This window comes from Stieleria maiorica, assembly GCF_008035925.1.
Classification (GTDB): domain Bacteria; phylum Planctomycetota; class Planctomycetia; order Pirellulales; family Pirellulaceae; genus Stieleria; species Stieleria maiorica.
On sequence record NZ_CP036264.1, the window covers coordinates 7,156,698 to 7,171,739 of the forward strand.

The following is a 15,042-nucleotide window of genomic DNA, read 5'->3' on the forward strand; positions in this document are numbered from 1 at the left end:
GAAAACCGAAGGACACGAGCATGAACCAAAGACAACCGGCCCGTTGCGGGATGCTCCACCGCCGCCAAATCATTCACGGTGGCGCAGTCAATGCCGCCGGATTGATGATGGCGTCACAATTGATCTCCGCACACCGCGCCGCCGCCGATGGCGGGACAGCGAAAACCACCGCGACCGCGGCGGACACGCCGGCGCGGCAACTGGATGCGGCAAAGGCCAAAGCCGTGATCCAAATCTGGTTGTCCGGCGGCCCGCCACACACCGACACTTTCGATCCGAAACCCGATTCGGGCAGCGACTACACCGGCCCATTGACGACCACCAGTGCGACCAATGTCACCGGAATCCACGTCGGGCAGTTGTTGGTCGAACTGAGCAAGGTCGCGGACAAGTATTCGTTGATTCGCAGTGTGACCCACGGCGTCAACGGTCACGAAACGGCTTCCTACCTGACTCAAACCGGACGGATGCCCGGCCGCTTGGTCTATCCCGCCGCCGGCGCGGTGGTGACGGCGTTCAAGGGGTTTCCAGAAACCGAGCCCGGGGCGGAAGAGAATCTGATCCCGCCGTACATCGTGTTGACCAGCCCCCAAGGTCGGTTCAGTGAAGCCGGTTTTATGGGCATCAAGTACAAACCGTTCGCCACCGGCGGTGACCCCAACGCGGCCAGATTCGCCGTGGAAGGGATCATTTCGCCGCATCTGTCGAAAGAACAACAGCTTGAAAGACGCCGGCTGCTCCGCGAAATGAACTCGCTGGGAAACCTGATCCCCGACCGGCCCGGTTTGTCGCTGGCGGCCCAATCGCGGCAACACGCCTATGACTTGATCGTCGGGGATGCCGGGAGAGTCTTTGATTTGAACACGGAATCCGACGAGGTGCGGATCCGTTATGGTCGCACCAGGTTCGGCCAGTCCTGTCTGGCGGCGCGGCGATTGATCGAAAGCGGTTGCAAATTCGTGACTATCAACCACGGCGGGTGGGACACCCACAAGGATCACTTTCCGTCGATGCGACGCAAACTGCCCGAACTCGATCGGGGATTGGCGACGTTGATCGCGGATCTGGATGACCGCGGGATGTTGGACAGCACCATCGTGTGGTGCATCGGCGAATTCGGCCGCACCCCCAAGGTCGCATCCGAACCGCCGTGGAACGGTGGTCGACATCACTTCGGCGCTGTTTTCTCGTCACTCGTCGCCGGTGGCGGATTCCGCGGCGGTCATGTCGTCGGCGCTTCGGATGCCCGCGGCGAAACCGTCCACGACCGACCGGTTTATCCCGGCGATCTGATCGGAACGATGTACGAATTGCTGGGCATCGACCCCGAAGCGAGTTTGCCGCATCCGATGGGCGAGTTTGTTCGCGCGACGCCCGGAGCGGACGAGGGAATGAAAAGCGGCGGACGGCTCGATGAGATCACGTGATCGTCCCGCCGAGACCGAAACGAAATGAGAGAGGTTTCCAGCCTGTCGATCTTAAAGCAACAACCCGAATCCCAACGGCTCGCCGAGTGAAGATGAAACACAACCAGCCCCTGTTCGTCGCCCGCTCGTTGGCGGTGCTCCTAATCGCGACGCTCTCTCCGTCGGTCGGAGCGCAGAACCGCGGCGCCGCTCCGCACTTGGCATACGTCTACCCGGCCGGTTGCGAGCGTGGGATGACCTGCGAGGTGATGGTCGGCGGTCAATTCCTCAAGGACGCCGCTGAAGTCGACGTGTCCGGTGAAGGGGTTAAGGCGGAAATCGTTCGTTGGTACCGCCCGATGACCGCCGGCGAGTACAACAATTTGAACATGAAGTTTCGCGAGGCACGCGAACGGCTGGTGGGGCAGGCCGTCTTGCGGGGCAACGCGACAAACCCCACCGACCAGGAAATCGCCCTGGCCGCTGGCATCACCGAGGAACAACTTCGCGAGATGGAGATCTATCGCCGGCGCGACCGAGACCCCAAGCGTCAACCCAATGACCAGCTCGAAGAGCAGGTCACGTTGCGATTGACCGTTGCGCTTGAGGCCGAGCCGGGGAAACGGGAGTTGCGTTTTCTGGGCGAGAACTCGATTTCTAACCCGATCTGGTTTCACATCGATCGTTGGATCGAAGTCCGCGAATCGGAACCGAACGACATCGTGGCCACCGAGGTCACCGGGCGGTTCCCGATCGTGATCAACGGCCAAATCATGCCCGGCGATGTGGACCGTTTTCGAATGGAGGCAAAGCAGGGGATGAAACTGGTGATTCAAGTCGCGGCGCGCGACGTGATCCCCTACCTGGCCGATGCCGTCCCGGGATGGTTTCAAGCGGTCGCGGTGATCGTCGACGCGTCTGGTGAGGAGGTCGCGTCGGCGGATTCGTTCTATTTCCGCCAAGACCCGGTGCTGTATTTTGAAGTTCCTCATGACGGCCGGTACACGCTCGAAATCCGCGACGCGCTGTATCGCGGCCGCGAGGATTTCGTGTATCGAATCACGGTCGGCGAGCTTCCGCTGGTCACCAGCGTCTTTCCGCTGGGCGCTCGCGTGGAATCAGAATCGACCATTCAGTTGCGTGGCTGGAATCTGACCAAAACCGAGCAGACGATCCAAACGATGTCGCGGCAGGAGTACCGCCCACAACGTTGGTACTCCTCGATCCAGGGTGACCACGTGGTTCGATTCCCGCTGCAGATCGATCATTGGCCAGAGGTTTCCGAAGAAGCCACCAATGACGATCGGGCTACCGCACAGCAGGTGTCCACACGCATGACCATCAACGGACGCATCGAGCAACCGGGCGACCGCGACGTGTATCGGATCAACGCGTCCGGGCGGATCATCGCCGAAATTCATGCGCGTCGCCTGGGGTCGCCGCTGGATTCCATGTTGACGTTGACCGATGCCGACGGAAATGAGATCGCGTTCAATGATGATCATGAAGATCTTTCACAGGCGATGTTGACCCACCATGCCGATTCGCACTTGGAAGCTTCCATCGGGTCGCAGGTCGACTACTTTTTGACCGTCAGCGATGCACAAGGCAAGGGCGGTCCCGATTTTGGATACCGTCTTCAATTGCGGTCTCCGCAGGCCGATTATCAGCTTCGCGTGACACCGTCGACGATCATGGCCCGCGCCGGGCAGGTCGTGCCGATCACGGTTTTCGCATTGCGCAGCGATGGTTTCGACCAAGACATCGAGTTGTCGCTGGTCGATCCGCCACCGGGGTTTCGCCTGGATGGCGGTGTGATTCCTGGAGAATCCGATCAGGTGCGGATGACATTGTCCGTGCCTCGGACGTTAAGTGGAAAACCGATTCAATTGCAGATGCAGGGGGCGGCGCCGCGACGCTTGCGCAGCCGAGCCAGAATCATTCGTCCGGCCGTCCCCGCAGAAAACATGATGCAGGCGTTCATCTGGTATCACCTGGTTCCCGTCGAAGATTGGAATGTCATCGTCAGCGGACGCCCCGGTGCAACGATGCCGCTGTCGATCGCGATGCCGTCGGATCGAATTTCATTGCCGCGCGAAGGGGCGTCGCTGTTGAACGTGATGCTGGACGCCAACCGTGCGCCCGTCGATCAGTTGCACGTCGATTTGCATGACGCTCCGGATGGAATCGATGCCTCGATCGTTGCAGACCCCGTGATGGGAGCTGCGATTAAATTCGACGTGTCGGCCGAGGAAATTGACCCGGGCGCTCGCGGGAATCTGTTGCTCAGCGTCTACAAAGAGTTTACCCCCGAGCCGACCGAATCCGATCCGGCCCCGCGACCGCGGAGAACCGAATACGGGTTTTTGCCGGCGCTGCCCTTCGAAGTAATTGGGCAAAGGGGAAGTCGGTAGGGGATGCGGGCGGGTGTATGGGGAGGAGTTGGCAGAATGATGAAGGGGCAGAATGATGAAGGGGCAGAATGATGAAGGGGCAGAATGATGAAGGGGCAGAATGATGGGGGCAAAACGATGGGGGCAAAACGATGGGGGCAAAACGATGGGGGCAGGATGATGGGGGCATGTGATCGGCATCGTCTCCTGAACCCATCGCTTCATGATGCGACCGGCGATCTCCAGTCACCGATCATTCTGCCCCGCATCATTCTGCCATCTTCCTCCCACCAGCCATTGTTTTGCCCCCATCGTTTTGCCCCCTCCTTCCAGCGAGGGTCGCAACAAGGGCATCCGCCATCAACTGTGCCGCAGTGCTTCGATCGGATTCAGTTTTGCCGCTTGCCGCGCCGGATAGATGCCGAACACGATTCCGACGGACAGTGAAACGATTGCGGCGACGGCGACCGACCACACGGTGACGACGGTTTCCATCCCTGACAGATACGCAACCAGTGCGGGCGCGGCCAAGCCGACGATCACGCCGATCAGGGTGCCGAACAGGGACAGCGACGCGGTTTCGATCAGGAATTGAAACACGATGTCCGCTTGTTTGGCGCCCAGCGCGCGGCGAATACCGATTTCTCGCGTGCGTTCACTCACGTTGGCCAGCATGATGTTCATGATGCCGATACCGCCGACCAGCAACGAAATAGCGGCGGTCGCGCCGAGCACAAAGTTAAAGATCCGTTGCGTTGCCTGGGCCTGTTCGAGCAGGTCCAATGGGATCGTGATCGAATAGTCTTCTTCCGGATGGTACTTGGCCAGCAGGCCTTCGAGCGCTTTGGCGACCGGTTTGACGTGGTGACGGTCGATCACACCGACCGTGATCTGGCTGATTTCGATCCGCTGCCGAGTGTAGCTTCCTTGTTGTCGCCGCGTGATCACGTCACCGATTCGACTGCGGTCGGTGGTCAACGGGATCACGATGTCTTCGTTCAGATTGGCTGCGGACAGACTGGACCCGACGCCGGCCGACGGCGTCTTGTACTCCTGGACCCCGACGACACGAAAAAAATGCTGGTTGTCGACTTGGATGGTCTTGTTGATCGGTGATCGGCCGCGAAAGATCTTTTTGGCAATGTCTTCGCCGACCACACAGATGTTGGAGCGCCGCTGCATGTCCATCGGTTCGATGGGACGGCCGAGCACGATTTTGATCTTGTTGGATTCAAAATAGCTGGGGTACACGCCGACGATCCGAGCGTCCAGCACTTGAGCCCCGTAGCGGGCTTCTTGGCGGAATTCACGCAGCGGGGTCACGTTGGTCGCCGCGGTGATCGTTTCTTCGATGCGGCGCAGGTCTCCGTAGGTCAGCCCGAATTCCTGTTCCCAGGCCCGGTAATTGATGTCCGACTCGCTGCTGCTGGGTTTCTTGCTGCGAAGGATGATGTTGCTGACGCCGAGGGCTTCGATCTGTTTCTGTGCCTGGCGGCTGGCACCCTCGGCAACGGCCAGCATGACGATCACGCTGGCGACGCCGAACACCAACCCCAGCACGGTCAGCAGGGAGCGCAATTTGTGCATCAAGACCCCGCGCAGCGACGTCCAGACGATGGCTCGATAACGTCCCAGGATGCCACCGATCACGCTTGCGGCCCCGGCGTCTCGGTCCTGGAAGTGGACGCCTGACCGGCTTCTTTTTCGACGTCGGCGAAGTCACTGATGCCACGCTGGTAAGCGTCGAGCGCCACCGATTCACCGACCTGCAACCCCTCGACGATTTCGACGAACGAATGAGTCGAACGACCCGTTTTGACGACGCGGCGCTCGGTCGTGTTTCCGTCGACCGTGTAGACGTAAGCGCGTTCGAAATGTTCGGTGATCGCACCGACCGGGACCGTCACCACGTCTTCGTAGGTGCCGACCAAGATGTCGACCGCGGCGGTCATGCCGGGCTTGATCGCCAATTCCTTGGGCAGTTCGTCGATCACGATGATGGTTTCATAATTCTGCACGCTCGAATAGCTGCTCGCCGCCATCCCGGCAACCTTCGACACGGTGCCACTGAGTTTGCGTTCGGAGAACGCGTCCAAACGAATGTCGACCTTTTGTCCCTTGGTGATCTTGTCGACGACCGACTCATGCACGTTCGCCTTGACTTGCATCCGGGTCATATCGGGCAGGTAATAGACGTTGCGTCCGGAATACATCTCGGTGCCTTCGCGGATCCGATCCGAAGCGTCATACCATCGTTCGTTCGCGTACGCGACGGTGCCGTCCTGCTCGGCGATCAGCGTGCATTTGTCAAGCAGTTTTTGAAGTTCGGCGAGTTGTTGCTCGAGAATCTTGACGGCGGATTCGGCGTTGGAGATTGCCGCTTTGGCCTTGGCCGTCTCGGCCATCGCGGTCTTCTTGGCACGCGAGTATTTCAGGTCGGTCTCGTCCACCTTGCCACGAAATTCCGTCAGCTTTTTCTCCCGATCATAGGTCACCAAGACTTTTAGCTTCTGTTTGTCGCGTTCGACTTGAAACTGATAGTTCTGTTCTCGCAATTGGTACTCCAGCAACTGTTGCGGAGTCCGATAACCTTTTTTGACCAGGATCTCAATGTTGTTCTTTTCATCGCGGACCTTTTCCAATTCCGCTTCGGCTTCCTTGATGGCCCGGTTCAAGTCGGCCTTTTCGGATTCGAAGTCGCCTTTTTCGTATTTCAGCAGATCGATCTTGGCGATGTCGAACGCCAGTTTGGCTGCGGCAATGTTGGTGGCGTTTTCATCTTCTTTGATCGACAACAATTGGATGGCTTCGGCCAACGTTCCCTTGGCCTCGTTGATTTCGACTTCCTTCTGCTTGATATCTTTGTCGATTTCGGTGGTTTCGAACTCGGCAACCTTGTCGCCCTTCTTGACCTCGGTTCCTTCGGGGACGATGAAGGTGATCTTGTTGCGGCCGGGGATTTCACATTTGCCGTAGATGGTCTTTTGGCTTTCGACCGTTCCCCGTTCGACCACGCGATCTTCAATGGTCCGGCGTTGGACGACGTAGGTGGAACTTGCGTCGGCCTCGGCGTCTGTCGCAGCGAACAATCCGGGAACTTGCAGCATCCCGTAGCCGACGGCAGACAAGACCACAGTGAAGATTGCGAGATTAAGGACCTTTCTCATCGTCGACGGTCACAGGGTTCCAATTCGATTTCGGAATGGACAGGGGAACCCCCCAGTCTAACCGAAGATCAGGCGTGACCCAACGAATTAATTACGGTGCCGGTTCTAATTCGATTTCGTCCAGCTTCGATTCGCCCGGGCCACTCGGCTCGGGCAACGGCAGCGGCAGAGCTTCTGTCTGCAATCGGGGCAGATCCTGAAACACCGCCTCGGTCTGGTCGGACGAGTGCCACTGCGGCGGAAAGTACTCCGGGTCAATCGCCTGGAAATCCTGCAGCATTGCCAGCCCGGAGGATTCGTTGACCCAGACTCCATTTTCATCCAGGTACAACAATTCCAACGCCTCGAACAGTCGCATTTTCTGGACCCGATACTGGACCCAATTGACGATCAAACTGTTCTTCGCATCCAGCATGCCTTCGAGGGCTTGGAGCAGAACGATCGTGAGATTCGAATCCGCCTGGGAGCTGCGGCGGAGATCGATTTGTGCCTGGTCGACCAGACGGGTCGCCGCGACGACTTGTTGACGGGCGATCTGGAAATTCAAGCGACTTAATTCCAGCCGACGCAGTACCTGACGGACCTCGTTGGCGATGCTGTCTTTGGTCGCGATGAAATTTCGACTGGCTTGTTGATAGGCGATTTGTGACGCCCGGTACGTATTGCGTTCGTTCAACCGATTCAAGGGGCCGTCGAATCGGACGCCCAGCGAATACCTGTTGTTTGCCGAGTCGAGCTTGAAGGGGCTGTTGCTATCGGCGTCGCTTCCGATGGTCACGCCGCCGGTGACATCCAGATCACTTTCCAACGCATCAGCGGCAACCTCGACACGTCGAAACGAATCCATCACGATGGCTTTGCGATTCATCAAATCCAAGCGGTTTTGATGCGCAAACGTGATCGCGTTCTCCGATCCGATGGTGAGCGGTTCGATGTCAATCAAGAACAGTTTGACCTGTGTCTGGGCGACGTAGAGTTCCGCGATCTCTTCGCGCAGCTTGCGTCCGATGGCTTCTTCCAATGCCTTCCATGCGACGATGGCAATGTCATCCGTTTCGTCGGGAAGGATGTCTTCGATCCTAACCTCCTCAAAGGACTCGACGCCCCTGAGGATCTCTTCCAAGGTCTGCTCCTCGTTCTGTTCCTCTGCTTTGGGAGGATTCGTTTCATATTCGGTCAATTGGCGTTTTAGCCGGGCGTCTTCTTCCCCCCGATCGCTCAGGCCGGCTCGCAAGTCAGCCAATGTTGCTTCGATACGCTCGGCAAGTTGTTCTTGCTGTTCGATGTCCAACCGATCGTCTTCGCTCAGCCTGGATGTGTCCAGACTGGCAATCCGCTCGCGCCAGATCTGAAAATCGGACTCAACCTCCGGCAAGACGGTGGCAACGCGCTCACGAAGCTGCCTGTACTGTTGAAACAACTCGATCAGCGATTCGGCAGGAGCCCGCGATGGGGGCAGGAATTGGACCAGCGATTCGAACAACTGCTGCGCCTGGTCTTGAAGGGTGATCAATTCCGGGTCGACCAACTCGAACTGTTTCAACAGGGATTCGTCGATTTCAAATGTCACCCAGGCCGGCAATCCGAGCGAGAACTTGTATTGGTCTTCCGACGTGATCAACTGTTGTTCCGACGCCAACAGCGTGCGACGGCCGTTCTGGTATTGTTGAAACACTTGGTCGACCTGGACCTGGGAAACGACCTTCAACGCCGCATAAACCTTGTGCTCTTCCAGGTTCTGACGCAGGTTTTCGACGTTCGTTTGCGTGTTTCGGATCGCTTGTTTTTGGGTCAACAACCCCAGATAGCTCTCGGTCAAATCCACATAGAATTGTCGCCGGAACCGAGCAAAGTCACGGACTTGATAGAGCAGGTTTCGTTCCGCCTGGGTCAGACTTTCAAGCCGTACATGACGAAACGCTCCACGCAACAGCGGCTGGGTGAAGGTCGAAATGATTGCGGCCGAGCCGGATTGGACCCCGCCGGAACCGAAATTCCATGACAGGCCGTTCAGCACTTCGGTGGCAAACTGGCCGCCGCCGGCCAGATTGCGCCCGAATCCCAATCGGTCCGAAAGGGCAAGGATCCGGTCGCCACCCAAGTCGGATCCGGTCGCGGCAAACGTTGTCCCAAAACCGCCGAACCATTGGGTGTCGAATTCAAATCGATTGCCCGACAACTCCAGCGCCGTCAGATAGACGTTCTCGAATTCCGACTGGTAGTCGCGGCTGTGTAGCAATGCCAGTTCGATCGCCATTGATTGTGTCAGCTTCACGCTCCCGTCTTCGTTGCGCGGCAGGTAGTCCAGCCAAACCGGGTTCTCCACGTGCGTTCGGGTCGGGATTTGATCGTAGTAGGCGACCGGTTTGCAATCGGGGAGGGTCATGTAACGATGAGCTGCCAAATCATCCGGCGGCTTGGGGCCGCAATCCTGTTCATTGGCCACGTACATGCGCGACCGGCGCCGCGGCTCCACGGCGCGATGGGGGATCGACCAACGTGGATCCGATTGGCGGCTTTTGACCAGACAATACGCTTCGGAATCGGCGGCCTGGCGGTACCCGGAACGGGCGCATCCGATCACAGATCCGAAACAAGCCAACAGCAGCAGGCCGATGAGTGGCTGCCCTTCGCTCCGGCGATTTCCGACGCTGCGTTTCCGACGGTCTTGGAGATCGGGTTGATGCCCCATGCGATTCGGTTCCCAAATTGCTTGCATTGCCACGATCCACGCGCCGATACAACACCTATCGACCGAACAAGCTGAAACGTTGTGCCGATCGACGCAATCGGGAGAATCCAAACGGATCGGCAACGGGAGATTTGGGCGACTGTGCGGGTTACCTAAGCTGCTCTGGCCGGCCAGAGCGGGCACAGCCGTGGCGTCGGTCTTTTACTTGAGACAGCTGCGCGCATGTCGGGAAGGTTGGCAATCCGACAGGGGGCAAAACGATGGGGGCAAAACGATGGGGGCAAAACGATGGGGGCAAAACGATGGGGGCAAAACGATGGGGCAGAATGATGGGGAGGCAGAATGATGGGGAGGCAGAATGATGGGGAGGCAGAATGATGGGGAGGCAGAATGATGGGGAGGCAGAATGATGGGGCGTTGAGAGGGTGTGTGGAGTCGGCCTTGGGATTCTGGCCCGATGGTTTTGCCAGATTCAGACGATCGGTGTTCGACGTTCTTCACCGGTGGGCGATTGATTTCAATGAAGCGTCTGTTTGACCACGTCCACCAATTCATTCGGCGGAACGGGTTTATGGAGGACTTGCGATGCGCCCAATTCGGTCGCGACTTTGACCACTTGCTTGTCCGCGTTGCCGCTGATCACGATGACGGGCAAGTCGCAATCGTTCGCCCGGAGTTGCCGTAAGAGCTCCAGGCCGCCGATCCCTTGGAGCTGGACGTCCAGCAACAGGCATCCGCGCTGGGAAGCGTCATACCCTGCCAGAAATGCTTCAGCGGAATCAAACGGTTCGACGGGGAGATCGAAGGCGGTCAGCAACGCACACACCGAGTTGAGCGCGGAAGAATTGTCATCGACTACGAATACGGTCGATCGATCCGTCATCTCAGCTGCTCATTTGGAGGGTGGGAAAGGCGATACAGAATTCTGCGCCGCTGTCATCCGATGCGATCCGCAGGTGTCCGTCGTGTGCGTCGACGATCGTTTGGCTGATGGCCAGTCCCATGCCCAACCCATGTGCTTTGGTCGTGTAAAAGGGATCTTTCAAATGGTCCACGACGTCGAGTGCGATTCCGGGGCCGGAGTCTTTGACCGACACGGAGACTTCGCCATCGCGGCTGGACGTGCAGATGCGGAGTTTGCGCCGGTCACGTTCATGCTCGCTCATCGCCTCGAACGCGTTGCGGATCAGGTTCACCAGCACTTGCTGAATCTGAATCCGGTCCCCGGCGACGACGGGAAGCTCGGGATCGAGTTGCAGCGTCACGTCGGCACCCAGACGTCGGGATTCGAACGACAGAAGTTCGACGGTATCCTCGATCAGCTCATTGAGATCAATCGGACAGGGGGCGGTTTTGGTGTTGGCAACAAATCCGCGCAGGCGTTTGATGATTTCACCGGCACGAATCGCTTGATCGGCAATCTTGCTCATCCCGGACCGGATTTTATCTTCCCAGCCGTCACTGCGGGTCCGCATCAGCTGTTTGCACGCGGTGGCGTAGTTGGCGATCGCGTACAGGGGTTGATTGATCTCGTGGGCGATCCCGGCAACCATCTCGCCCATGGTGGAAAGGCGTGAAACGTGCGCCAATTGGGCTTCGTTGCTGCGCAGCCGCTCTTCGGCGCGGCGCCGCTCGCTGATGTCTTTGACAACCGTGCTGACACCTCGAACCCGGCCGGTATCATCCTTGAGCGGGTGGTAGCTGACCAGGAAGAACGACCATTGGCCTTGCCCATCGACCGGCGGACGTTCCACCTCGAAGTTGCGTTTGGCCCGTCCGGTGCGGATCACTTCACGATAGATCGGTTCGATGCTGTCGGCAATGTCAGGCAAGACGTCGCGCAACAGGCGTCCGAGATGGTCTTCGGCGGGCAGTCCATTGATGGCTGCCAGTTCATCGTTGATGCGGCGATATCGCAGATCCGTATCCATCATGCACAACCCGATCGGCGTGGTCCGATACAGGTGCTCCAACTCGGCGAGCTTCTCCCGCAATTGAGTTTCGCTTTCGCTGAGCTTGGATTCAACCCGTTTTTGCTCGGTGATGTCGTTACAGCAGCCGATGATTCCGAGCGGGTGTCCGTCATCGCTGCGCATCAGCGACAACCGCAGCGCGACGAGAACTTCGCTGCCATCGTTGCGTCGCAAGCCGAGTTGAAGGTCGTCGTTGGGGTGTTCGGTTTTCGGCTGCATGAGGTGCTCTTTCCAATCGACCGTGCTTTCGGGAAAGAACAGAAAATCGATGTCGCGACCGACAGCCTGTTCGGCCGAGTACCCGAACAATCGTGTCGCCGCTTCGTTCCATGTTTCGACGTTTCCATTTAGATCCGTCGAAATCACGGCATCGTGGACGTGGGCAAGGATCATCGCTTGCACGCCGAGCAACTGCTCGGCGATCCCACGATCGTTGACCATGCGATCGAGCGAGCGGGCGAGCGCCGCCACTTCGTCGTCGCCCGTCATGCCGGTCCGTACGTCCAGATTCCCCGCCCCGACGATGCGCGTGATCTCTGCCAACCGCTCCAGTCGCTTGGCGATCCGAAAATGCAAGAACAGCCCCAGGGCGATCGCGATCATGCAGCTCACCGCCAGCGTTCCGAATGCTTGACGCGACACCGCGTCGGTCGCCCGTTGGATCGTCGGATGGATGTCACGAAGCACCACGAACAGCCCGACAGGACCCGAGCGGGATTGAGCTGAGTCCCCAAGATCCCAATGGGGCGACAGGTCGACGCGATGAACCGCGATGATCGTGTGCCCGTCGTCCAGTCGCACCGTGCGGTCGGTCGGTGACGATCGCACCTCCGTCAGCGATTCGGGTTGCAAGACCGGGACGTCACGGTAGGGATGGGGGATCGATTCGGAAAAACGATGTCCAAGATCGCCGGGCCGCATCGAAACCGTCACGTCACCGTCGTCATCGATCAATACCGCCATCTTTATTTCGGGATCCGTCCCTAACGACACCAACGAATCCTGCATCATTGCAAGTTCGTCGCGACGGGCCGCCCGCTCCATCGATCCCACCAAATGCTTCATCGTTCGTTCCAGAACGATCACCGCCTCGCGACTGGTGCTGTCGATGATCTGCGAGCGAAGTGAAAACAGTGACCAAGCGGTGTGGGCGACCACCATGGCGATCAAACACAACGGCAACAAGATCCGCAAGGGCAGATGGGTCTTTGCGCCCCAACGTAGCAGGCTGGCAGGTCGATTGGACGATGTTTCGTTCATCCTGCCGAAGACTCCATCACACGCTGGAATGAATCGAACTCGCAGCGACGCCGGTCCATCACTACCGCAACCGCCGAATCAGCCCTAGAACGCATCGTTGGTCTCATTTGTACCCTCCCGAACCGAATCGGTCAGGCGTTCCCAGTTCCATTCCCCCGACCCGGTCCCTACTGCGGAAATGCCGCCGGCGGCTTGTCCTGGTAGCCTTCTCCGTCGAGCGATTTCATGAATTCGACCAATTGACGGACTTGTGCATCGGTAAAGTCCAGTTGTTCGGCGAAACGGCGGTCGATTTTTCGATCCAGGTAGGGATTGGGTGTGCCACCCTTGCTGTAAAACCGCACGACCTCTTCGAGCGTTTTCATCGAGCCGTCATGCATGTACGGGGCGCGTTTGCTGACGTCACGAATCGACGGGGTCTTGAAGGCGCCCTTGTCTTTTTCATCCTTGGTCACGGCGTACCGACCCTCGTCGGCAAAGGTCTCGGTTTCCGCGTCCCAGCCCACGCCCAGGTTGTGGAAATCGCTGTCGGTCAGGTTCGGCCCCTTGTGGCAGTTGTTGCAGAATCCGTTACCGAAAAACAGGGTGCGTCCTTTTTTGGCGTCGTCCGAAAGAGCCGTTTTATCGCCGGCCACATAACGATCCCAGGCGGAATTGCCACTCATCCGCGTCCGTTCATAGTCCGCGATCGCCTTGGTGATCCGCTCGATCGTTACCTCCGGTGATCCGAAGGATTCCTCAAAGTATTTCGCGTAGCCCTTGACCGCCGCGATCTTCGCGACGACGCCCTCGTGGTCCTTTTGGCCCATCTCGATCGGGTTGATCATCGGACCGCCGGCTTGTTCATCCAGCGACCCGGCCCGACCGTCCCAGAAGAAGTGGGGAAGCGTCGCCCAGGCTTGATTGGTGAATGACGGTGCCTTCCGCCCCCCTTTCTGTCCTTGGATGCCCTCCGAAACCGGGGTCGGTTCGGAGAATGCATTTTCCGGCCGATGACAGGTCGCACAGGCGACCGTGTTGTCGGCCGAAAGTCGTTTGTCAAAAAACAGCCATCGCCCCAAGCGAACGGTTTCCGGCGTCGGAGGGTTCTCCAAGTCCAACAGCGTTGCCGGAGGATTCTTTTCGCCGCCGATTCCGAGTGGCGGATCGGGAATCGGCAACAGCGGGTTGGCTGCTTCCAAGTCGACCGCTTCGACGGCCGAGGTCGGATGGCATGTTGAAAGCCCTCCGATCAACAAGAGGGCGGCAAACCCGACGCGTTTCAATCCCAACGGTTTCATCGCAATGCTCCTAGCGGCAAGTGGTCAATGCCCGACAGTATACCCCAAACTACTTTTCCGCTTTGCCGGTCATGGGAACAAACATGACCGGTGCCACATTCCGCCGCGTCACCGATCCGTCGTCTTGTTTTTCGATCAAAACGAGCGATTGGAATCGATCTCCGATCGGGATCACCAGCTTGCCGCCGGGGGCGAGTTGTTCAATAAGCGCCGGCGGAACATGATCGGGAGCCGCCGCGACAACGATCGCGTCAAACGGAGCCTCGCCCGGCCAGCCGGCATAACCGTCACCGTGCCGCACATGGATGTTCTGGTAGCCGAGCGTTTTCAATCGCTCGGCCGCTTCGCGGGCCAATGGCTCCACGATCTCGATGCTATAGACGTCCCGGACCAGTTCCGCCAAGACGGCGGCCTGATATCCCGATCCGGTCCCGACATCCAGCACCCGGTCCTCCGGTTGCGGATCGACCAACTGCGTCATCAAGCCGACGATGTAGGGCTGGGAGATGGTTTGGCCGTTGCCGATCGGGAGCGGAGAGTCGGCGTACGCATCACCTCGCGAACCCGGCGGGACAAACCGATGTCGCGGCACCCGCCGGATCGCATCGAGAATACGTTGATCGCGGATGTCGCGGCCGGCCAGTTGCGAATCGACCATCTTGGCACGCAGTGATGCGTAAACCCGGTCCTGGGCGGCCGAGCCGTCGTCGTTTTCCGGCGTGCGGTTTGCGTTCGTCGGGTCGCTAGGCAACGTCTTCTCCGGTGCTCCGCCGCAGGAGGTCATGGTGGACAACAAAACCAGCGTGGCAAGCCAATGATGTGTCCGTCGGAAAGCGTATCTCGTCATCAGACTTTGATCCTCTCCCGAGTC

At 58.7% G+C, this 15,042-nt stretch carries 9 protein-coding genes; 2 read left to right on the forward strand and 7 right to left on the reverse strand.

The features are described 5' to 3' along the window. The first annotated feature begins 20 nt into the window (after window positions 1-20). Together Mal15_RS24350 and Mal15_RS24355 are read left to right on the forward strand one after the other, a co-directional pair. Window positions 21-1,427 (forward strand): DUF1501 domain-containing protein, encoded by a 1,407-nt coding sequence (locus Mal15_RS24350; RefSeq protein WP_147870138.1) that lies wholly within the window; start codon window positions 21-23, stop codon window positions 1,425-1,427. Window positions 1,428-1,519: 92 nt separating this feature from the next. Beyond that, complete coding sequence (locus Mal15_RS24355) at window positions 1,520-3,820, forward strand: peptidase (RefSeq protein ID WP_147870139.1); 2,301 nt, start codon at window positions 1,520-1,522, stop codon at window positions 3,818-3,820. 339 nt (window positions 3,821-4,159) lie between these two features. On the opposite strand, the gene Mal15_RS24360 is transcribed toward Mal15_RS24355, so the two are convergent. The 7 genes from Mal15_RS24360 to Mal15_RS24390 all read right to left on the reverse strand — a co-directional run bounded on the left by Mal15_RS24360 (window position 4,160) and on the right by Mal15_RS24390 (window position 15,018). Next, the gene (locus tag Mal15_RS24360) at window positions 4,160-5,449 is read right to left on the reverse strand and encodes an ABC transporter permease (RefSeq protein WP_199773724.1); all 1,290 of its coding nucleotides are present in this window, start codon (window positions 5,447-5,449) and stop codon (window positions 4,160-4,162) included. Continuing rightward, window positions 5,446-6,966 (reverse strand): efflux RND transporter periplasmic adaptor subunit, encoded by a 1,521-nt coding sequence (locus tag Mal15_RS24365; RefSeq protein ID WP_147870140.1) that lies wholly within the window; start codon window positions 6,964-6,966, stop codon window positions 5,446-5,448. The genes Mal15_RS24360 and Mal15_RS24365 overlap by 4 nt, the downstream gene beginning before the upstream one ends. A gap of 91 nt (window positions 6,967-7,057) precedes the next feature. Beyond that, window positions 7,058-9,685, reverse strand: a complete 2,628-nt coding sequence (locus tag Mal15_RS24370; protein ID WP_147870141.1) for a TolC family protein — start codon at window positions 9,683-9,685, stop codon at window positions 7,058-7,060. Between the two features lie 490 nt (window positions 9,686-10,175). Continuing rightward, window positions 10,176-10,541: a response regulator transcription factor gene (locus Mal15_RS24375; protein WP_147870142.1), complete on the reverse strand. Its 366-nt coding sequence runs from the start codon at window positions 10,539-10,541 to the stop codon at window positions 10,176-10,178. A gap of 1 nt (window position 10,542) precedes the next feature. Next, entirely contained in the window at window positions 10,543-12,891 is a 2,349-nt protein-coding gene (locus tag Mal15_RS24380) for a PAS domain S-box protein (protein ID WP_147870143.1), read from the reverse strand. 167 nt (window positions 12,892-13,058) lie between these two features. Next, window positions 13,059-14,171, reverse strand: a complete 1,113-nt coding sequence (locus Mal15_RS24385; RefSeq protein ID WP_147870144.1) for a cytochrome-c peroxidase — start codon at window positions 14,169-14,171, stop codon at window positions 13,059-13,061. A 49-nt stretch (window positions 14,172-14,220) separates the two neighbouring features. Continuing rightward, a complete protein-coding gene (locus Mal15_RS24390; protein WP_233902997.1) occupies window positions 14,221-15,018 on the reverse strand; it encodes a protein-L-isoaspartate(D-aspartate) O-methyltransferase in 798 nt (265 codons plus the stop codon). Between the last annotated feature and the right edge of the window lie 24 nt (window positions 15,019-15,042).

Bases quoted from the DNA above. Each gene is read 5' to 3' on its own strand.
- Mal15_RS24375 (WP_147870142.1), bottom strand. From the start codon at position 10,541: ATGACGGATCGATCGACCGTATTCGTAGTCGATGACAATTCTTCCGCG.
- Mal15_RS24385 (WP_147870144.1), bottom strand. From the start codon at position 14,171: ATGAAACCGTTGGGATTGAAACGCGTCGGGTTTGCCGCCCTCTTGTTG.
- Mal15_RS24350 (WP_147870138.1), top strand. From the start codon at position 21: ATGAACCAAAGACAACCGGCCCGTTGCGGGATGCTCCACCGCCGCCAA.
- Mal15_RS24355 (WP_147870139.1), top strand. From the start codon at position 1,520: ATGAAACACAACCAGCCCCTGTTCGTCGCCCGCTCGTTGGCGGTGCTC.
- Mal15_RS24390 (WP_233902997.1), bottom strand. From the start codon at position 15,018: ATGACGAGATACGCTTTCCGACGGACACATCATTGGCTTGCCACGCTG.
- Mal15_RS24380 (WP_147870143.1), bottom strand. From the start codon at position 12,891: ATGAACGAAACATCGTCCAATCGACCTGCCAGCCTGCTACGTTGGGGC.
- Mal15_RS24370 (WP_147870141.1), bottom strand. From the start codon at position 9,685: ATGCAAGCAATTTGGGAACCGAATCGCATGGGGCATCAACCCGATCTC.
- Mal15_RS24365 (WP_147870140.1), bottom strand. From the start codon at position 6,966: ATGAGAAAGGTCCTTAATCTCGCAATCTTCACTGTGGTCTTGTCTGCC.